At 36.1% G+C, this 21,088-nt stretch carries 18 protein-coding genes, 1 other RNA gene and 2 pseudogenes; 7 read left to right on the forward strand and 14 right to left on the reverse strand.

All coding sequences use genetic code 11. From position 1 onward, the window contains the following. Positions 1-120: 120 nt before the first annotated feature. Positions 121-693, reverse strand: a complete 573-nt coding sequence (locus tag IGJ04_RS03495) for a TetR/AcrR family transcriptional regulator (protein ID WP_002356883.1) — start codon at positions 691-693, stop codon at positions 121-123. 250 nt (positions 694-943) lie between these two features. Between IGJ04_RS03495 and IGJ04_RS03500 the strand changes: the two genes are divergently transcribed. Next, positions 944-2,182, forward strand: a complete 1,239-nt coding sequence (locus tag IGJ04_RS03500; RefSeq protein ID WP_438839906.1) for an aminopeptidase — start codon at positions 944-946, stop codon at positions 2,180-2,182. An 87-nt stretch (positions 2,183-2,269) separates the two neighbouring features. Here the strand turns inward: IGJ04_RS03500 and ffs are convergent. Continuing rightward, an RNA gene (ffs, locus tag IGJ04_RS03505) (signal recognition particle sRNA small type) lies at positions 2,270-2,356 on the reverse strand. Positions 2,357-2,395: 39 nt separating this feature from the next. Further along, positions 2,396-2,917 (reverse strand): tRNA adenosine(34) deaminase TadA, encoded by a 522-nt coding sequence (gene tadA, locus IGJ04_RS03510; RefSeq protein ID WP_438839907.1) that lies wholly within the window; start codon positions 2,915-2,917, stop codon positions 2,396-2,398. A 77-nt stretch (positions 2,918-2,994) separates the two neighbouring features. Here tadA and IGJ04_RS03515 point away from each other — a divergent pair, with 77 nt between their 5' ends. After that, positions 2,995-3,846, forward strand: coding sequence for a PucR family transcriptional regulator (locus IGJ04_RS03515; protein ID WP_438839908.1), 852 nt, complete (start codon positions 2,995-2,997; stop codon positions 3,844-3,846). Positions 3,847-3,902: 56 nt separating this feature from the next. Then, positions 3,903-4,748, forward strand: a complete 846-nt coding sequence (locus IGJ04_RS03520; protein ID WP_438839909.1) for a PhzF family phenazine biosynthesis protein — start codon at positions 3,903-3,905, stop codon at positions 4,746-4,748. Positions 4,749-4,774: 26 nt separating this feature from the next. Here IGJ04_RS03520 and IGJ04_RS03525 read toward each other — a convergent pair whose 3' ends face one another. Both IGJ04_RS03525 and IGJ04_RS03530 read right to left on the reverse strand, forming a co-directional pair. Continuing rightward, positions 4,775-5,113: a hypothetical protein gene (locus IGJ04_RS03525; RefSeq protein ID WP_002356871.1), complete on the reverse strand. Its 339-nt coding sequence runs from the start codon at positions 5,111-5,113 to the stop codon at positions 4,775-4,777. 83 nt (positions 5,114-5,196) lie between these two features. Next, positions 5,197-5,901: a zinc metallopeptidase gene (locus IGJ04_RS03530; RefSeq protein ID WP_002384290.1), complete on the reverse strand. Its 705-nt coding sequence runs from the start codon at positions 5,899-5,901 to the stop codon at positions 5,197-5,199. A gap of 198 nt (positions 5,902-6,099) precedes the next feature. Between IGJ04_RS03530 and IGJ04_RS03535 the strand changes: the two genes are divergently transcribed. Beyond that, the gene (locus IGJ04_RS03535) at positions 6,100-6,453 is read left to right on the forward strand and encodes a YxeA family protein (RefSeq protein WP_002398569.1); all 354 of its coding nucleotides are present in this window, start codon (positions 6,100-6,102) and stop codon (positions 6,451-6,453) included. A gap of 37 nt (positions 6,454-6,490) precedes the next feature. Here the strand turns inward: IGJ04_RS03535 and IGJ04_RS03540 are convergent, their stop codons facing one another. Together IGJ04_RS03540 and treB are read right to left on the reverse strand one after the other, a co-directional pair. Beyond that, positions 6,491-7,495: a nucleoid-associated protein gene (locus IGJ04_RS03540; RefSeq protein WP_002356866.1), complete on the reverse strand. Its 1,005-nt coding sequence runs from the start codon at positions 7,493-7,495 to the stop codon at positions 6,491-6,493. A gap of 169 nt (positions 7,496-7,664) precedes the next feature. Further along, a pseudogene (treB, locus tag IGJ04_RS03545) lies at positions 7,665-8,930 on the reverse strand (PTS trehalose transporter subunit IIBC); the annotation flags it as partial. Positions 8,931-9,141: 211 nt separating this feature from the next. Here treB and gloA2 point away from each other — a divergent pair. Then, positions 9,142-9,522 carry an SMU1112c/YaeR family gloxylase I-like metalloprotein gene (gloA2, locus tag IGJ04_RS03550; RefSeq protein ID WP_173958932.1) on the forward strand — a complete coding sequence of 127 codons (381 nt, stop codon included), beginning with the start codon at positions 9,142-9,144 and terminating at the stop codon, positions 9,520-9,522. 21 nt (positions 9,523-9,543) lie between these two features. Beyond that, positions 9,544-10,026 carry an SRPBCC family protein gene (locus tag IGJ04_RS03555; RefSeq protein ID WP_010828892.1) on the forward strand — a complete coding sequence of 161 codons (483 nt, stop codon included), beginning with the start codon at positions 9,544-9,546 and terminating at the stop codon, positions 10,024-10,026. Positions 10,027-10,069: 43 nt separating this feature from the next. On the opposite strand, the pseudogene IGJ04_RS03560 reads toward IGJ04_RS03555, so the two are convergent. After that, positions 10,070-11,170, reverse strand: a pseudogene (locus IGJ04_RS03560) (FUSC family protein). 172 nt (positions 11,171-11,342) lie between these two features. On the opposite strand from IGJ04_RS03560, the gene IGJ04_RS03565 reads away from it, so the two are divergent. Next, a complete protein-coding gene (locus IGJ04_RS03565; protein WP_033625060.1) occupies positions 11,343-13,484 on the forward strand; it encodes a GH92 family glycosyl hydrolase in 2,142 nt (713 codons plus the stop codon). 40 nt (positions 13,485-13,524) lie between these two features. On the opposite strand, the gene IGJ04_RS03570 is transcribed toward IGJ04_RS03565, so the two are convergent. From IGJ04_RS03570 to IGJ04_RS03595, 6 genes are all read right to left on the reverse strand, one after another. Beyond that, on the reverse strand, positions 13,525-15,006 hold the full coding sequence (locus IGJ04_RS03570) for a response regulator transcription factor (RefSeq protein ID WP_002378518.1): 1,482 nt from the start codon (positions 15,004-15,006) through the stop codon (positions 13,525-13,527). A gap of 11 nt (positions 15,007-15,017) precedes the next feature. Then, on the reverse strand, positions 15,018-16,748 hold the full coding sequence (locus IGJ04_RS03575; protein WP_016616597.1) for a sensor histidine kinase: 1,731 nt from the start codon (positions 16,746-16,748) through the stop codon (positions 15,018-15,020). Continuing rightward, positions 16,702-17,337: a YesL family protein gene (locus tag IGJ04_RS03580; protein ID WP_002362905.1), complete on the reverse strand. Its 636-nt coding sequence runs from the start codon at positions 17,335-17,337 to the stop codon at positions 16,702-16,704. Before IGJ04_RS03580 ends, IGJ04_RS03575 begins: the two co-directional genes overlap by 47 nt. Before the next feature lie 70 nt (positions 17,338-17,407). Further along, on the reverse strand, positions 17,408-18,874 hold the full coding sequence (locus IGJ04_RS03585) for an ABC transporter substrate-binding protein (protein ID WP_438839910.1): 1,467 nt from the start codon (positions 18,872-18,874) through the stop codon (positions 17,408-17,410). 23 nt (positions 18,875-18,897) lie between these two features. Beyond that, positions 18,898-19,821 (reverse strand): carbohydrate ABC transporter permease, encoded by a 924-nt coding sequence (locus tag IGJ04_RS03590; protein ID WP_002359877.1) that lies wholly within the window; start codon positions 19,819-19,821, stop codon positions 18,898-18,900. Positions 19,822-19,832: 11 nt separating this feature from the next. After that, complete coding sequence (locus tag IGJ04_RS03595; RefSeq protein ID WP_002356852.1) at positions 19,833-20,789, reverse strand: ABC transporter permease; 957 nt, start codon at positions 20,787-20,789, stop codon at positions 19,833-19,835. Positions 20,790-21,088 lie beyond the last annotated feature (299 nt).

Here is a 21,088-nt window from a genome sequence, read left to right on the forward strand (position 1 = left end):
CATGGTTGCGAATAATCTACCATTAATACACTTAACAAAAAAAGACCGTTCTTTTAAGAAACAGTCTTTTGCTGTAACCTCACAGAAGTTATCAGCATGAGGTTACACTTTTTTTAATTTTTATAGGTCAATATCAATTGGTTCATCTCGTTCAAGAATTGCTTCAATACTATCTTTCATTAAATGAATGATTTGTTCTTCTGAAGGATGGATAATTCCAGAAGTCATCAATGCAGCCACACCAGTAGCGACCACCCATGTTCCCATGTGTAAAGAGTCAATTTGAACATCGTTTAAATTAGCATACTCAGGATCAGCTTTTACCGCTTCAGTAAAATAGTGATAAGAGAATTCTTGCATTTTTTTGCCGCCACCATATTCTTCTAAATAAAGCGCACGATATAACTTACTTTCACTTGTCGCAAAATGAATATAGTTTAAAGCCAAATCAACAATTGTATTCCCGGTATGTTTTACTGGAAATACTTCTTTCGCTAAGTATTTATGAATTTTTTGGAATAAAGCATCGCGTAAATCATCCATGTTTTTAAATTCCAAATAAATCGGTTGGGTGGAACATTTCATTTTATTAGCAATATTACGTGCAGTGAACTTCGAAAATCCTTCAGTGGCGACTACTTCATAGGCAGCTGTTAAAATCTGCTCTTTCGTAATGGTTTTTTTTCTTGCCATAATTCCCTATCCCCTTTATTCATTCATATACAACGCTTCCAAATAAATGCTTATGGTTATTGTAACACGATTTTTCTATTATGCAAAATTAGAACAACTCTTTGTACAAAAGTTCACTGAGCGGGAGCACGACAACTTTTACCCCGACTTAAAATAACAGTTGATAAAGGCTTTATTTCGTTGAGTTCCCTGCTCTTCCGTGTTATGATATGAGCAGTCATTACCCATCAAAATGAAGGAGGAATCACGAATGACCTTAGAGAATTTTAATGAAAATCTAAAGAAATATGCACGTTTAATTGCTGAAACGGGTGTCAATGTTCAGGACAATCATACGGTTGTTTTACAAATCAGTGTCGATCAAGCGCCCCTTGCCCGCTTAATTACGGAAGAAGCTTATCGCTTAGGCGCGGCCGAAGTAATTGTTCAATGGAGCGACGAAACCATTCAACGTGAATTTTTAGCTCATGCTGCAACTGATCGTATTGAAAATGTTCCTCAATATAAAATTGATCAAACCGATGATTGGATTGTCAAAGGCGCAAGCCGAATTAGCGTGGTTTCTTCTAATCCTGATGCATTAGCTGGCGTGGATGCACAACGTGTAGCAGCTTTCCAAGCGGCTAATGGGAAAGCATTGGTCAACCTACGAAAAGCAACGCAAGCCAACAAAGTAAGTTGGACTGTTGTAGCTGCTGCTAGTGAAGGCTGGGCAGCTAAAGTCTTTCCAGAATTAGCAACAAGTGAAGAACAAGTTGATGCACTTTGGAATGAAATTTTTAAAACAACACGAATTTATGAAGAAAACCCAGTCATTGCTTGGGATATCCATGATAAAAAATTACAAGAAAAAGCGGCTGAATTAAACGAACAACAATTTACTGCTTTACACTACACAGCTCCTGGGACAGATTTAACGATTGGTTTGCCTAAAAACCATTTATGGGAAGGCGCTGGTAGTTATAACGCGCGTGGAGAAGAATTCATGGCTAATATGCCAACAGAAGAAGTTTTCACCGCTCCAGATAGTCGCCGCGTTGATGGTTATGTCTCTAGTACAAAACCACTAAGTTATGCTGGCACAATCATTTCGGGCATGAAATTTACATTTAAAGATGGAAAAGTTGTTGACTTCTCAGCTGAACAAGGCGAAGAAGCATTGAAAAATCTCTTAGCTATTGATGAAGGTGCCAAACACTTAGGAGAAGTTGCTTTAGTGCCAGACCCTTCACCAATTTCACAATCCGGTTTGATTTTTTATAATACATTGTTCGATGAAAACGCCTCTAATCATTTAGCCTTTGGTTCGGCCTATGCCTTCAACTTACAAGGCGGCACGGAGATGAGCGAAGAAGAATTAGCTGAAGCTGGTTTAAATCGTAGCCAAACACATGTGGACTTTATGGTAGGATCTGACAAAATGAATATTGATGGCATTAAGGAAGACGGGACGATTGTTCCAGTTTTTAGAAATGGCGATTGGGCATAAATTTAAAAAGAAGCAAGCCGTTATTTTTTACGGCTTGCTTCTTTTTATTTCAAATAAAAAAAGGCTTCTCAGCCTTGATATGTTCCTTATTCAATCAGACACATGGCGGCACTTGCTTAGTGCTGCTTCCTTCCGGATCTGACACAATTCACTAGCCCGCCATTGTCCTAGCCTTTCGGCAAAACCTAGTATAACGTATTTTTATTCTTTTGACTAGTCTTTCTTTTGATTTTTTAAAAGTTTCTCTTCTTTTTTCTTTGCCCGTAACTTTTTAAAGAACTGAACTAGCAATAAGCGACACTCTTCTTCTAAAACGCCTGCTTCGACATAGGCCACATGATTGAAGCGTTCATCTTCTAATAAATTCATCAATGTGCCAGCAGTGCCTGCTTTAGGATCAGTTGCGCCATAATAAACTTCTGGAATTCGTGCTAAAAGCATCGCCCCACTACACATTGGACAAGGCTCTAAAGTTACAAATAATTGGGTTTCTTCTAGACGCCAATTTTCTATCCCGCGACACGCTTCTTGGATTGCATACATTTCTGCATGCGCCGTTGCTTCTTGCCGTGCTTCTCTCAGATTATGCCCGCGGCCAATAATTTTCCCTTGCCGAACAATTACAGCTCCAATAGGCACCTCAGCCAAACCTTCTGCTTTTTTCGCTTCTGCAATGGCTTCTCGCATAAAAAATTCTTTTTCTTCTTGTGTTAACGTTGTTTCTTTTTTTCCCAATTAATTTCCACCTTTCGGCTTTTTCCCACTAAACTTCTGTCTTGCTTCATGGTACAATAAATCAGTGAGGTGTGTCTATGATTATTGAAAATTTATCTCAGCTTTATCCCAAAGGCTATTTATCAAAAACAATTGGTTCCGAAGCCACCTATTCAATTCCTGTTGACGACCAATTTTTCATTGTGAATAAAGCTTTCTTAAGTATTAAAGAACAGCATTTGTTGGAAGCGCTTTTCCCAATTTCTGAAAACCCAACAATTACTGGTAACCATCCTTGGTTCAGTTACTTATTTCAACAGGCAAAATTACCTGCCGAAGGGACCTTTCGTATGTTGCAAATTCAAACGAATGTCACAAAAGAATTACAAGCTGAATGGCAATTTAATTTAACAAAGATGTTTCCAGATACAGTTGATTGTTTCAGTCCAAGTAATAATATGTATATTTTAGTTGAAGAACAGTCAAAAAATACCTTTCAACAAGAAGAAATTCAAGGGATTTTTTTAACATTAGATACAGACTTTGATTGCACTAGTGCTGTATTTGTTGGCAATTTTTATTCCTCTGAAGACATTCTCCGGCGTTGTTTCCATGAAGAACAACGTATTTTTTCAGAAGAACTTAATTCCTCTAGTCGGACGACTGTTTTTAGTTTAACCGATGTCGCCCTCCACTATTTTACCAAGGAAGCCATGAGTCAAAATATACTTGTTGAGTATTATCGTCGTTTATTAAATAAAGACACCGATATTCAGCCAATCATCAGCGCTTTGTGGAAAAATCAAGGCAATATCAGCTCCACTGCAAAAGATTTATTTATGCATCGAAATACTTTACACTATCGGTTGGAAAAGTTTTTTGAACAAACTGGCTTATCTTTAAAAAAAATGGATGATTTAATCTTTTGTTATTTGTTATTAAGAAAGTAGCACGTCCATTTTGTACTCGTATGTTTTTTATTCCCAATTAGAAAGTAGGCGTTCCAATGAAAATTACCGCATATGTCGCTAGTGCATTTAGTAAAAACCACGAAGGTGGCAACAAAGCAGGCGTTGTTTTTATGACACAGCCCTTAACGAGAACCCAAAAAATGGCCATCGCCAAAGAACTAGGATTTGCAGAAACTGCTTTTATTTCAGACTCAAAGATTGCTGATTTCCGCCTTGAATATTTTACACCAAAAGAAGAAGTCGACTTATGTGGCCACGCGACAATTGGCGCTTTCACCATTATGAAGCACTTAAATAAATTATTGCAAACAGAATATACAATCGAAACGAACAGCGGTTTGCTCGCAATCACGGCGAACGGTGAACAACTATTTATGGAACAAACTGTCCCAACTTTTTATGATACGCTCACTTTAGAAGAATTGAGCGGATGCTTTGATTTAAACGCAGTGGCAACTGCTTTTCCTATCCAGATTGTGTCAACGGGCCTAAAAGATATTTTGGTTCCCATTAAAAATGCGCAATTATTACTGGATTTACAACCAAACTTTGAAAAAATTAAGTTACTTAGTCAAAAGTATGGAGTTATTGGGATGCATCTTTTTGCTTTGTCTGAAGAAAATATCATTTGTAGGAATTTTGCGCCCCTTTATGACATCGATGAAGAAGCCGCTACTGGTACATCAAATGGTGCGTTAGCTTGTTATCTGCACCATCACCAAATTTTACAAAAAACCAATTACACCTTTGCCCAAGGTTATACCTTAAACGCTCCTTCAGAAGTCTTAGTGCGTTTGAACACTACATCCCAAAAGACAATTGATCAAGTTTTAGTTGGTGGCAGAGGCTATTATGTTGAAACAAAAGAATTATTTTTATAAAAAAAAGATGGCCTAGGCCATCTTTTTTACTTCATTGCATCTTCAATAAATGTGAAAAAGCGTTCTTTTAAAGAATCTGTATTGTCTTTAACTTTTTCGCCATATTCAGCTAATTTTGAACCGCCATCTTTCACACGATCAACAACATTTAAAACAGAATCTAATTCATCATCGGATAAATCATCGACAATCGATAATAATTTTTGGTTTCCATCAAATTTATCGTCTACAAACTTTTTAACTTTATAACGATTGGAAACATGAGATACCTTCTTAATAATTTTTTCAGAAGCGATGACTGCAACAGAGACACTTGCAACTGCAGCAATGCTTAAACCGATACCAATTTTTGTTGATGCTTTCATTTCCTTCAGCTCCTCTGTTATTTTCTACTTTAATCATAACATATTATTACTTTTATGCGTAATAGAAAGACCTTTACTAGCACTTAGTCTCGTCGGTTGTTACCACCAAATAAAATAACCAAACGTAAAAGTTGTAAAAAGGTCGAAAGCGCTGCTGCTACGTAGGTAAGTGCAGCTGCAAAAAGAACTTTTCTGGCCATTGGGACTTCTTCTTCTGTTAATAACCCACCTTCAGAAAGAATACTTAATGCACGTCTAGACGCATTAAACTCCACCGGTAAAGTCACCAATTGAAAAATCAAGGCTAATGAAAAAGCCAAAATTCCAATGTTGATTAATGTTTGATTCCAACTAAATAAAACACCAATCAAAATTAGTGGAAAGGAGATGGTTGAGCCAATGTTGGCAACTGGAACAATGGCTGCACGAAGACGTAAAGGCACATAGTTCGTATGATCTTGTACCGCATGTCCGCATTCATGAGCCGCCACGCCAATAGCCGCGACCGATGTCGATTGAGCAGTGGCTTCGGATAAGCTCAACATTTTGTTTCCAGAATTATAATTGTCGGTTAAATCACCCGCAATTTGCTGAACTCCAACATCATTAATTTGTTCTTTTTGTAAAATATATTGTGCTGCCTGCGTGCCTGTAACATGTTTACTGCTTCGTACTTGATCATATTTACGAAAGGTACTGTTAACATATGCGGAGGCCGCACCAGAAATCGCAATTCCAATAATTACCAATATATAGGTTGGATCGATTCCAAAATAAAAGGGCATCATTGTCCTCTACCTCCATCTTTTTTTCTTTATTGTAGCATGATAGTGGAAAAAAGGGAGCGACAAACGTTGTCTTTTGTTTAAAAAAATGATGAATTTTTCAAGAAAGTACCAAAACTAACAAAAGTGTCACTCAATTAACGGAAAAAAATATGGCAAATTTTCTAAAAAAAAGGCATACTATTCCTTGAGGTGAGGAAAATGAAAACATTACTAAAAATATTAATCCCCTTAGTCATTTTAGCCGGTGGTAGCTGGGGCGTTTATAATTACTATTACGGCGGAGAAGCCTATTATACACAAATCACAACATCTGGTGAAAAGAAAGATGAAAAATCAGATTCTGGTGAACCAACGACCATGTATTACTATCAACAACCTGCGTTTAATAAAAACGGCGAAGAAAAGACCGTGGAATTAAATGAATACCGTGATCAACCTTTACGTATGAAAGCCTATCTAAAATTGAAAGTCAATCCCCGTAAAGGCGTGATCAGTTGGAATGAAGTGACAGAAAAAGAAGTCCCTGAAAAAGCTTTAGAAAAATTAAAATAAAGAAAAAACCGTTGGCAAACGACCAACGGTTTTTTCTTTATAATTGATTACTAATTTTTTCGATATTTTTTAGCATAATGGACACTGTGCCATCTGGATTATTGACGAATTCAATTAAATCGCCATTGCGGTAAACATCTAACGGAACAATTAATTCAATACCGTTATCCATTTTTAACTTTTGTTTGCCAAATTTCTTTTCAGAAATTTCGCGAGATTCTCTGACTGGCGGTGTTTTGTCGACAAACTTCGATTCATTCACTTCTTCTTGGTAAGCTAATTTAGCTGATACATTTTCTTTAAACACTTGCTCAGCAATCTGCTCATTGTCAATCGTCCCCGTTTCCTCAATGCTATCATACACCGCTTCTTTTACAGAAGCCATTAGTTCAAACTCATCTTCGTTAAATTTCTTTCCAATGCGTTTGACTGCTTTTTTAATTTCTTTGATATTTTCTTCCATGGAAGGCGCCGCTTGCGTCTCAATCACTTTTTCAGAGAAATACCAGATTTTTTCTCCTGAAAATTCATATCTTTTCTCTAGTAATTCAAATGCTAATGTATCTAAGTCAACCGTAATCCCTTCATCTGGTTTTTGTGATTTTGAAGACAAAATTGCTCGGTTGATAATCAGTTTGTTATAAACAGATTCTTCTTCATAGTCGACGTAATGCGTGTAACTTTCTTTATAGTTTAATTTAATCATTGCGACATGTAACACCGTATCTAATTCATATAAAATGAACAAAATATCAGCACTAGGCGCATCTTCGCTTCCTGAATAAACATCATACCAATGTTGGGTAACTTCTTGGCTTTTCTTCACAAAATCACTAGGAATCCCACGTAACGTGTCAACAAAGGAACTATTTTCCGCCAATGTTCCAGTCTTTGTTTGTGCAGTCGAAAGTTTTGAAATTTTTGCAGTTAAATACGTTCGAATATACTCGGTCGTTAAATCTAGTTCCTTTTCAGAGAAAACCGGCGTCCCAGTTTCTCGATCAATAATGTGTAAAATTGCTTTTTTTAAATAAATATCCATTTTTACGATCTCCTTTTCTCAACCTTTTTAGTCTAACTGAAAGAGAGAAAAAAGCCAATAGTTTCTATAAAAAGAAGAAGAATTCGTAGACAAATGTCTACAAATTCTTCTTTACTTCAAAAAGCGATTACCCTTCTTCGCTGTATAACATCCCTGTTGCTTCATCAACTGGATCGACTTTATTAAAGATGCCTTTCTTTCTGAAAATATAAGTTAAGCCCATTGGTACGATAATAGCAATCACCATTGCGCCTAAAAATGGCAAGTAATATTGTGGCACAATAGATAAAATTCCTGGCAAGCCACCGACGCCGATACTTGTCGCACGAACGCCCATTAAAGTGGCAAACATTCCTGCCATTGCCGAACCAATCATGCCCGCAACAAATGGATAAACATATTATAAGTTGGTTGACTGAAAGTCAGCAATCAACTGTAAATCAATCGCATTACTCATATGATGCAACCCAGTGATGACTAATGGTGCGTACATAAAGCCAAAGACGGCACCAAATAACCAATTAAATGTTGACGTTAATCCTGCATTTACGATATCAGAGACCCAACTACCAATCGTCCAACCGATTGGCCCTAAAATGACATGTGCAGCCAATACTGTTGGTACTAAAGCAAACAATGGGACAAAAATCATTGAAATTGCTTGAGGAATCACTTTTCTAAAGAAAATTTCAAGATAGGCAAGCAAGAAGCCGGCTAACATAGCTGGGATAACTTGCGCTTGATAACCAATCATGTTAACTTGAGCAAACCCAAAATCCCAGAAAGGAATTTCTGCTGCTTTAGTCGTCGCAACTGAATAAGCATTCAGAAGTTGTGGTGAGACTAATGTAATCCCTAGGACAATCCCCAAGATTTGTGTGGTTCCCATTTTCTTCGTAATACTCCACGTAATCCCAACTGGCAAGAAGTGGAAAATTGCTTCGCCGATTAACCATAAGAATGAATTGACCCCATTCCAAAATTGAGAAACTTCCACGATTGTTTGACCATCAAGAAAGCCAAATGGAACCCCTTCCAAAATATTGCGGAATCCTAAAATCAATCCCCCGATAACAAGTGCAGGAATTAATGGTGTAAAAATCTCAGCTAAAACAGAAACAACTCGTTGAACAGGACTCAAATTACTTTTGGCAGCTGCTTTCCCTTCTTCTTTTGAAACCCCTTCTAAACCGGAAATTGCAGAAAAATCATTATAAAATTGTGGGACTTCATTCCCAATAATTACTTGAAACTGTCCAGCATTTGTAAAGGTTCCTTTTACAGAAGGAATATCTTCAATCACAGGTACATCCGCTTTTTTTGGATCTTTTAATACAAAACGCATTCGAGTTGCACAATGAGAAACAGCTGAAATATTCTCTTTGCCTCCTACTGCTTTCAACAACTGCTGTGCATCGCTTTGAAACTTACCCATTTTACATTCCCCTCTCAAACTTGTATATACAATTAAGTTGTATATACATCATACTTGATTATTCTTTTTTTGGCAAGCGCTTTCTTTCAAAAAAATAATTTTATTTTTTTACAAATCCCTTGTCTTTTCTTAAAGAGTCAAACAGAACGCTTTTTTAGCTGCTTCTTTATTGCTATACTACAGAGGGAAAAAACGAAAAGGAGTATGAAAAATGTTTTTTAAAGAAATTCATCATGTGGCAATCAATGCCTCAAATTATCAAGCAACTAAAAATTTTTATGTCGAAAAGTTGGGCTTTGAAGTTCTTCGCGAAAATCATCGTCCCGAAAAAAACGATATTAAATTAGATTTAAAATTAGGCAGCCAAGAATTGGAAATTTTCATTTCTGATCAATTTCCAGCTCGCCCCTCTTATCCTGAAGCTTTAGGATTACGTCATTTAGCTTTTAAAGTTGAACGTATTGAAGAAGTGATTGCTTTTTTAAATGAGCAAGGAATTGAAACAGAACCGCTACGAGTAGATGATTTTACGGGTAAAAAAATGACCTTCTTTTTTGATCCAGATGGACTACCTTTAGAACTTCATGAATAATAAATAAAGGAGAGAAACAAAATGAAAGATACCTTTCGCTTAGAAAACCAGACGATTTATTTTGGTACAGAACGGGCAATTTCAGCCAGCCCTCAAACGATTTGGCGCTACTTAACTGAGACAGACAAACTAAAACAATGGTTTCCAGAATTAGAGATTGGTGAATTAGGTGTTAACGGGTTTTGGCGGTTTATTCTGCCCGATTTTGAAGAAACAATGCCTTTCACTGATTATGCAGAGGACAAATATCTGGGCGTGACTTGGGATACTGGTATCATCTATTTTGACTTAAAAGAACAAGCACCTCATCAGACCCTGTTAGTCTTTTCAGAATCTCTCCCAGAAAATTTTACAACACCTCGCCATAAAGATATCGCTGGTTGGTCAATTGTTCTCAACCGCTTGAAGCAAGTAGTTGAAACCCCTGATGCAGCACCAGAAAAAATAGATTTTCCGCAAATAGAAAATCATTACTTGGAAAAATTAACGAATTTAGAAAATTAAAAAGTGTGGCACAACAGGTAAATAACCCTCTGTGCCACACTTTTTAAAAACGTAAAATACGCTGATAAACAAATAAACCTAAATCAATTAAGCAAACAACAAAAATTGCCAATAATACAAAAGAGACCCGCAACTCTGCGGCATACATCCCTCGTAAACTAATTGTTGCCAAACATAACCCAAAAATCGTTGCCATTGTCACTTGTAACACGGTTCCTGGTTTTAGGGCATAAACAAAGATGCCAATCAAACTAGAAACAACGAGGTGTGTCAGTGGCAATTGAAGCCAATTGACAACAAACAGACTAAGGAAACATCCTAAAAGAGTCCCCCAAAAACGTGTCTTAATACGCGTGTTCATTTCTGCTTTCACTGGATGCAAGAGTAGAAAAACATTCATCGGAATCCAAATTATTTTAATGCCTCCTACACTCCACATTAAAATAAAACTCAGCGTAATGGTGAAACTCATACGAATAGCTAAACGAAATCGTTGCACCCTTTCGTCAGGACTTTCTAAAAATTGTTTGAAACTTGTGATCCCAAAAAAAGTCTGTTGTAAGTCGTGCCAGAAATTAATAACCGCCAATTTTTGTTGTTTCATATTTAATTGAATGCTTTTATGGCCTCTACTCTTTAAGCTGGCTAACTGACTTAATCCTGTTTGCCACCAAGCGTTTAGTGTTAAAGCCAATAAAAAAAGACCAATTAAAAAGGCCACAACTTGAGATTGCATCAAAAATGTATTTCCTTTAACCTGGATTAACTGACAAAACGTAAACATCATCAAATAACTATGATACCGCATGGGTGTCGCAGATGAATAAAATAAATAAACAATTAAAAATGTCACACTACTATTTAAAATAATAGACTAGCTAAAGGAACTACTAGCTATAAATGCTAAAAAACTGATCACAAATTGCCTGATACTCATTTTGAGCAGCGCTACAAACGAATAATCTTTTTTATAGTTAATTTTAAACATAATAGTAAATACAGGCACCATAATTAAATAGCTTGGGGAAAATAAAAAATCCAATGTATAAAAACTAACCAAAAAAAAGGCGATGACTGGGAAAATGGCCCAAACATACGCAAAAAATTGCTGACTTTTTGTACTAAAAAAATAAATAACAATCACTCCAATATCGATTCCTTATCCATTGTAACATGCTTGTCAATTCCCTCTCCAAATTGAATATACCAATTCGTTAAAAATAAATAAAAAAGCGAATAAATACGCTTTCATTTATCGTTTTTTGTGCTATAATCAGCCTATATGATATATCATTTAAAACAAAGGAGCTACTTTCATGAATATTCAAGCGATTGATACGCGACACGGAACTGCCAACCAACATAGTTTTTCAAATGGAAATTGTCTACCCTATACTGGCGTGCCATTTGGGATGAATTTTTACGCCCCGCAAACAACTGACCAAAAAGGCAGCTGGTGGTTTCATCCAGAAGATCGAACATTTCAAGGCTATCGAGTAACGCATCAACCAAGTCCTTGGATGGGTGATTTTAGCCATTTATTAATGACCCCTGTCAGTGGTTCATTGTCGGAACTTTCTTTATTCCATGCCCAAAGTTCTTATCGTCCAGAAGAAAGTCTTTTTTCTCCTGTCGAAATTAACTTAACTCAATTACGCTATCAAATAACTTCTCAATTAATCCCAAGCATGTATGGTGGTATCTTAACCATTGATTATCAACAAAAAGATAATCACTTACTACTAACTCTGCCTGGACGTTATCAAGTAAAACAATTAGATAACCATCAAGTGGCTGTAAAAGTCATCAACTATTCTGGTTGTGAAGATCCAGATTTTAGTTTTTATTTCGTGCTTCATTTTGAACAGCCTTTAACCAAATGGTTTGCTCCTTCTTCAGGCGAAGATGGCAAAATCCTTCTTTCTTTTGGAAATATTGCTCAACAAGTTGTTCATTTTAGTAGTTCATTTATTTCTGAAAAACAAGCGCAGTTAAATTTAGCGCGAGAAATCTCTTTGCGTTCTACTGAGATGCTGCAACAAGGAATCGCAGATTGGCATAATTATTTCGATCGCCTTAAAGTAACGCATGAAAACCCTGAACATACTAAAACGTTTTATCATACACTGTATCGAACATTCCTATTTCCGCAAACCTTTTATGAATTGGACGAAAATCAGCAGCCGATTCATTATGATACGTTCTCGCAAACGGTTCGTCCTGGTGTACTATATACCAATAATGGCTTTTGGGATACTTACAAAACGGTCTACCCATTGTTCTCACTCATTGCTCAAGAAAAATACGAAGAGATGCTAGAAGGCTTTTTAAATAGTTACAACGAAACAGGTTTCTTGCCAAAATGGTTATCTCCAGATGAGCGTGGTTTAATGCCCGGCACCTTGATTGATGCTGTCATTGCTGATGCCGCCGTGAAAAAGATTCGTCCTGACTTGATGCCTCAGTTCCTAGAAGCGATGAAAAAAGGCGCTACACAACAAAGCGAACGAGAAAATTATGGACGTCAAGGAACTCTGGATTATCTAAAATATGGCTATGTTCCTTCAACCTATCATGAATCTGTCAATCATACCTTAGACTATGCGTACAGTGATTTCTGTATTTCGCAAGTTGCAAAAACATTGAATGATTCAGAGACCGCAACGTTTTATCGTCAACAAGCCTTGAATTATCAACAACTTTTTAATCCTGAAACTGGCTTTATGCAAGCAAAGGATACTGAAGGCAATTTCCGTCCTGACTTTTTAGATATTCGTTGGGGCAAAGATTACGCCGAAGGAAGTGCTTGGCAATCAAGTTTTGCGGTCTATCAAGATTTTGCAGGTTTGATTAAGCTATATGGTAGCGAGTTAGCTTTCGAAAAAAAATTAATTCAGCTCTGCAATCAAGCACCTAACTTTAACGTTGAAGGCTATGGTTTTGAAATTCATGAAATGAGTGAAATGGCGGCAATTGATTTTGGTCAATTAGCCATCTCAAATCAACCAAGTTTCCATTATCCGTTTCTATTCAGCTACATCGGCAAACCAGAGATGGCTCAACCACTTTTAAAACAACTAATGCAAACATTTGATGCTTCACCAACTGGCTATCCAGGTGATGAAGACAATGGTAGCATGTCTGCTTGGTATATTTTTAATAGCTTAGGCTTTTATCCCGTCACACCAGGAACTGGTGAATATGTAATCGGGATGCCTTTAGTCCAGACGGCGGAAGTAAAACTGTCAAATGGTAAACAATTAACCATTCAGACATCACCAAACAAAGTCCAACAACAATTTATTCATGAAATTCAGTTAAACCAAGAAAAACATACTGCGCCTTATTTTACTCATCAAGAACTATTAAACGGCGGGACTTTAGATTATCAATTAGGGATTGTCCCGAATCCACAAAACACAGCAGAACGACCGTTTTCATTAAGTACAGAAAAATAATAAAAAGAAAGATGTTCATAAAAATTGAACATCTTTCTTTTTATTCTTCGACACCTGCGTAATTTGATTGGTATTGCTCTCGAAATTCTTTTGGCGTAATTCCATTTAATTTTTTAAACATTTTTGAAAAGTAGTTGGTATTGTTAAATCCTACTTTTTCTGAAATTTCGTTGATTGTATCATCCGTGTACAATAATAATTTCTGGGCATGCTTGGTACGCACTTGATTCAAATATTGAGAAAAACTCCGCTTGGTTTCTTTTTTGAAAATTTGGCCTAAATAACTAGGATTCAAATGAAGCTCATCCGCCACCGTTTTTAAGTTTAATTCTTCTAAATAGCCTTGTTCAATTCTTTCTACAGCTTGGCTAACACTTTCTGAATATTTTTTTATTTTAGGTTTATTTTTCACTTCTGCCAAGACTTGCTGCATTAACGCATACAGTGTATTAAGATTGTTGCTGGCTCGAATTTCTTCCACGATTTTTTCATAGTTTTCTTCTAACACAGTTGGATACTGACGGGAAATATCTGAAAAAAGTAAGAAGACTACATAGCGTACATATTCTGGCGTAGCGTGTTGTTGACTTAACTGATTGAAAATGGCATCTAATTCCCGTTGAATGGTCTGCATATCCCCAATCATCAAGGCTTGGTTAAACGCTAGAAAAGTAAAATCTTCTGCCGAACGATTCATTTGTTCTTTTTGATTATTTGGCAGAAATTCTTGATAGAACGTTTCAATTGCTTGCAACTGTTTTACTTTCTCATAACTTTCATAAACCGTTTCCCATTCATTGACAGATTCCCCTACAAAAATCTGACCTTGACCAGCTAGAATCGCTTCAATTTCACGAATAAATAAGAACGCTTCTTGTCTAGCCCCTTTATAGATAAGTAACAATTGGTGGTACGTACTCATCCAACTTTCAATGAATAACAGTTGACCTTTTTTCATAAATAGTTCCTTGATTGTTTCTAAAAATGGCATCTCAGCTTCAACCAATAAAACGGTAAAATCACCTGGTTTTATAGTCGTAAATTGCTGCATTAACTCTTCGTATTCCCCTTCGCTGATTTCATCATTAAGCCAACGCATCAAGCCATTTTCTAGATATAGACGCACGCGGGCATGGGATTTTTTTTGTTGGTCCAATTCTATTTTAATTCTCTGGATATTGGCTAATAGTTCTTGCTTATTGACTGGTTTCAAAAGATAATCTTGGACCTGTAAAGCCATGCCTTTTTTGACGTAATCAAACTCTTGATAACCTGATAAAATTAAACTAATAAATTGATGTCCTTTTTTCTTTGCTTGCTCAATTAATTCGATCCCACTCATTTCCGGCATCGTAATATCTGTTAATAAAACATCAATGGATTCTGTTTCTAAAAAAGCCAATGCTTCTTGCGCACTACGCGCTGTTTTAACAATTTCAAAGCCTAACTCTTGCCAAGGAATAATCCATTTTAAGCCTTCTAAAATCATATATTCATCATCAACAAACATCACTCGATACATCTTTTCACCCCTTATGCTACAAACGAAAGACGAATTGTCGTCCCTTCTCCTTCTTTCCCTTCAATGGTTAAACCATAACTCTCCCCAAAAAAGCGTTGTAAACGTTCATGAACATTTCTTAATCCAATGGATTGTTCCGTTTCTATTTCTGTTTGATTTAAACGTTCGCGAATTTCCTCTAACCGATTGGCGGTAATTCCTTTTCCATTATCCACAACAGCCACAATAATTTTTTCGCCTTCTCGGTAGGCGTGGACCTTGATAGCATTGTCTTGTCGTTGATAGTCAATTCCATGCACAAAATAATTTTCGACAAGCGGCTGAATGATGAACTTAGGAATTTCAACATCAGCAATTGTTTCTTCTATTTCGAACTTATAGGCAAATTGGTCGGGATAACGCATTTGATACAAATACACATATTTTTCGCAAAATGAGATTTCCTCTGCCAAGGTCGTGGTTTTTTCTTGGTTAATATTATTCCTAAGTAACGTTGAAAAAGCATAGACAACATCAGCTAGTTCTTCTTGTTGCCGACTCAAGGCATACATACGAATATATTCCAACGTATTATAAAGAAAATGAGGATTAATTTGCGACTGTAACGCTCTCATGTGAGCATCGCGTTGCTTAATTTCTAAAGTATAAATATCGTGAATGTATTGATCTAAACTGTCTACCATAAAATTAATCGCGGAAGCAATATCATTCAACTCTTCCTGAACTTGATTCGTGTCAATTCGTTCTTTTAAATTGCCATCGCCAATGGCTCGTGTCGCTTCTAAAATTAATTGGACTTGTTGAGAATAGCGTTTAAATAGGCGGTTTAAGCCCACTAATAAAATAACAATCAAAAGTAACCCAATCCCTAAAATGGCTGCATAATTCATAAACAATTGTTGAAATAAGACTCGGCGGCTTGTTAATAAGAGAATGGTACTCCGGCCACTGCTTTCTATTTCCGTAATATCGTAGCGATTATGAAAAACCTGTTGAATGTCACTATCGGTGTGCATTCTTTTATCTAGTTGCCGCTCTTCTTCTTTGGTAAATTGTGCTTTTTCAGAAAAAATTTGATTCCCAGCACTATCATAGATAAACGCATTAATACCTGATTTTTTCAATAAGTCTGCTTGGTTGCCTAGCAACTCTTGACTTGAAAACACAGTGTACAACTCTCCCAACGGTTGTCCTGTATAAGGATCGGAGATAATTCGCATTAGTTGAAAGCCATGTTTTTTAATTGATGACATATCCATTTTTTTCCCATTTGTAGCTGTGCGATTGGCGAACAAAACCTGATCAAATTCATCTAAGCGAATAATCACTTCTTCTAAGTCAGGAAAGGTGCTAAATAATGTACTTAAATTATTTCCAAAGTGGGTACTGACCCGATCTTCCGACCATTGACTGTAAGTATAGTCAAAATACTCAGGAGGAGAAAGTTCCATATATTTTCGCATGTTTTCAATTTTACTTGCAGAGCCAGCTAATTCATTAATCATATTTGTCGCCGCATTATTTTTATTCGTTACATAGCTGTCAATTTGGGAAACGGCGTTATTTTTTTGTGAATCAATTGATAAGTTAATTGTATAAGTAACATAAACGCACAAAGCAGCCACCGTTAACAAAATAATACTTGTTAACAGTAGACTGTATTTTTGTACTAATCGATTTAATAAATATTTTTTTTTAAACAGTTTTTTGAAGATTTGCTTCATTTTGTTCCAACTTTCCATCAATAAACTGGCGATTTTTGCGCGTGACATAGGCACACCACATCATAATTAAGGCAAACGAAGCAAATAGTAGCAGTCCTTTCATTTTCCAAGTTAAAGCAACGATACTAATTACACCGAATAAGACTTTAAAAAATACACCGAGGTTTAAAAAGATACTGATAAATGAAAGCTTCATTAAATCAATAGTTGAGATAAAATAGCTTCCTTCATATAGTAGCATATAAATGTAAAAAATAACGAGTATTAGGGAAACAAAAAATAAAATAAATGTAATAATTAACCACATTATTCCGGTAAATTGAACGGCTAAATAAATATTATAAAAAACAAATCCTAAAGTGAAGAGAAAAAGTAAAAAATAACAGTTACTTCTTTTAAAATGTGCTTTCCATGATTCAAATGCTCGTTTAACGGTGATTGCTTGATAATTCATGCCCTCTTCCAAAATGAAATCAGTCATCATTTGGAGTGCTGGGCCAACACCAAAAATAATCCCTCCAGCTAAACTAAATAAAACAAACAGTAAATTTAGTTTGATTACTGTCCAGGAAAGGTAAAACAACCGCTGAATCCCTGTACTTTCCATCTTCCTCTTCCTTTCTATTATGTAAAAGGCTGAGCCAAAAGCGCTCAGCTAATGCCTCAGCCTCCTGTGATTATTTTTGAGATTGGATATATTCGTCTAATTGTGTTTGCATTTCTTTTTGAACTTTATCCCAGCCAGCTGTTTTTAGGTCATCCATTAATTTTGAAAGTGTTTCTTCTGGATCAACAGTTCCTGTATTTAAGCTTGCTGCGTAACGATTCATAACTGTAGCAACGTTAGTGATTTCAGTTTTCACTTTATCATTTACAAAAGTAAAACCAAGAATTGGTGAATCTTTTGCTTCTTCGATGCTCTTATCACGTTCTTTAACCATGTCTTCAGTGACAGATTCTTCTGGCCAAATGATTAAGTTGTTTCCTGTGTTCCAAGCACTCAAATGAGTTGTTGGTGTGTAATCTTTCAATAATTTCACGCGATCATCGCCAACTTTTTCATATTGTTTGCCTTCTTCACCATAAACAAGTCCGTTTAACAATTCTGGATTGCTGTTTAATAAGCCTAGCAATTCAACAGATTTTTCTTTGTTTTTAGACGTGTTTGCAACAACATAGTTAGCCATTTGCGCTTGTGATGTTGTTTTTAATGGTTCTGTTAGTGGGCGAGAAACAAGTGGTTTGCCAGCAGCTTGTGTTAAGATTGTATCACCATAATCCATAGGTCCTTGTGTTTCTTGACGCATGAACCAAGTATTGGTATTTAAGTCATATGGTGTTGTACTTGTAGCAGCATCTGTTGGAATCAAGCCATCTTTATACCATTGATGTAAGACTTTTAAGTTATTAATCATGTCTTTGTCGGCATATTGGTTAATAATTTTTGGTGAGCCATTATCAGTTGTTTTTACTGCAAATGGATATTGGTTACCAATAGGGAAGTCATAATTACCTGTTGCAAAGAATGTTTGGCCGATAGCAAAAGCAGCAATATTTGGTTCTTTTTTATGGAATTCTTTTAGAACTTCCGTTGCACTTTCATAACTACCATCGACTTTACTAATATCTAAATTGTATTTATCGACATATTCTTTATTAAAAGTTAAAACTTGTTGACCGTAAGAGTTACCTAAAATTGGGAACGCATACAGTTTTCCATTGATCGTATTTCCTTTAATATAGTTATCTGGCAATTGATCATAGGCTTCTTTGGCATATTTAGGTGCTAAATCAGTTAAATCAGCATAGGCGCCTTTTTGTGCATTCGTTGCATAATTTTGTGCTAATGAAATATCATAGCTTTCACCAGAAGCAACGATTGTTGACATTTTTTGGTCCCAATCGCCCCAACCAACAAATTCCATTTTTAATTTTGCCCCAATTTTTTTCTCGATAATCTTATTCGCATTATCGATTAATTGGTCATAATTATCTGGTTTGTCCCCAACACGATACATTAATAACGTTGGTGTACTATCATCACCTTTTGACGCTGCATCTTTTGAAGATTTACCGCACGCGCTTAATCCTACAGCTAAAGCTGCTGCGCCAGCTACGGCTAATCCTTTTTGCCATTTTTTCATTCCTTATTTCCTCCTGTACAATTTTATTCTTTCACGCCGCCGATTGTTAAACCACCCACGAAATATTTTTGGAAGAATGGGTAAGTTAACGCAATTGGTAACGTAGATAAGACAACAATCGCCATTCGAGCCGATTCACTTGGTAGAACGCCTAACCCTTCTTGTGCTGCTGCACCCATATCCGTACTTCTTGATAAGAACTCTAAGTTGTTTTGAATTTTCATCAATAAATACTGTAATGGTACCAAGGTATCTTTTTGAATGTAAAGTAACGCATTGAACCAATCGTTCCAATAACCCAAAGCCGCAAACAAACTAATTGTGGCAATCCCTGGAACGGCTAGCGGTAACACAATGCTGACAAAAATGCGCATTTCACTTGCGCCATCAATACGTGCTGATTCAATAATACTGTCAGGCACGGTTTTCTTGAAAAACGTTCGCATCACTAAAATATTAAATGGTCCTAAAGCTAAAGGCAAAATTAACGCCCAAATTGTATCTTTCAATTGCAATAAGTTTGTCATTACTAAATAGTTCGCAACCATCCCTGGTGAAAATAACATTGTAATTAAAGCAAACAATGTAAAGAATTTTTTAAATGGAAAGTTGGAACGAGAAATGACATAGGCATATAATGACGTCATTGTTGCATTGACAATCGTCCCTGTCACCGTAATGAAGACCGTTACCCCTAAGGCATGAATAATGCGTTGACTCATTGCCCCTTGGAAAATGTAACGATAGGCCTCCAATGAAAATTCTTTTGGCCAAAACCGATAGCCGTTTGCTGCTAATGATCCTTCACTTGTCAATGAAATCATAATAACAAAGAAAAACGGAACCACACAGGAAATAGCAAAAATAGCAATGACAATATTGAAAATCAAATTCGCTGTCGGGTTGAAGGATCGAACGTTAACGCTAGTGACTTTTTTCTTTTTCATAATCCTTCCTCCTAAAATAGTGCTGAATCTGGTTCAATTCGACGAACAACTAAATTCGCAATTAATAACAAACATGCGCCAACGACAGATTGATATAACGCTGCAGCTGCCGTCATGCCTACATCACCAGTAGCCGTTAAGCCATTGTAAATATAGGTATCTAACACACTTGTCACGTTGTAAAGCGCACCTGAATTTCTTGGTACGATGTAGAACAAACCAAAGTCTGCTCTGAAGATACCGCCGATGTTTAAAATTAATAAAACAGACATCATTGGTAAAATTTGTGGAATCGTAACATTTTTTATTTGTTGCCATTTGTTGGCACCATCTACCATCGCTGCTTCATAGTATGTCGGATCAATCCCCATCACAGAAGCATAGTAGATAATACTGTTGTAGCCTAGACTCTTCCAAACATTTAGGAAGACAAAAATTACTGGCCACCAACGTGGATCTGCATACCAGTTAATCATTGTACCGCCATTACCAGTAATCCATTGATTCAAAATCCCTTTATCTGGACTTAAAAAGGCATAAACAAAATAGTTAATAACCATCCAAGATAAGAAATATGGTAGCAATGACATCGTGTGATAAACTTTAACCAAGCGACGATTTCTTAATTCACTCATAATAATAGCAAAAGCAATCGCAAAGAATAAGTTAAAGGCTAAAAAGACGACATTGTACAAAATGGTGTTTCTAGTAATTAACCAAGCATCTTTTGACGCAAATAAAAATTTAAAGTTTTCAAAACCAACCCAAGGACTTTCTCTTAGACTAGCTAAGAAACCATCTGGTGAAATATGAAAATCTTTAAATGCGACCACATTGGCTAAGACTGGTATATAGAAGAAAAATATAAACCAGATAAATCCTGGTAACGCCATAAGGATTAAGGCCTTATAACGCCATACATTTTGAAAAAACCCGTTTTTCTTCTTCATTCGTTTCGCTCCTTTCATAAATATAATAGCGTTTTCATAATATCTTTTTAAGGAACAAATTATAGGATTTGAGAAACAAATTATAGATTTTGTGTCATTTAAGGTAAAAATTTGCCGAATTGACCGTTCTTTGTGAAAACGTTTATCTGATATTTTTTTTATAACCTCTTAAGAACATTAAAAATAATTGGATAAATTCCACTCATAAAGCGATTTCACTTGTGCGTATTTGTTGTATAAAAGCTGAGAACTTGTTATTTTCACAAAGGATATTATCTAATTATTTTTGAGGAGGACTATTTTTGAATTTTATCCGT

This window comes from Enterococcus sp. AZ050 (assembly GCF_051715085.1).
In the GTDB taxonomy this organism is placed as follows: domain Bacteria; phylum Bacillota; class Bacilli; order Lactobacillales; family Enterococcaceae; genus Enterococcus; species Enterococcus faecalis.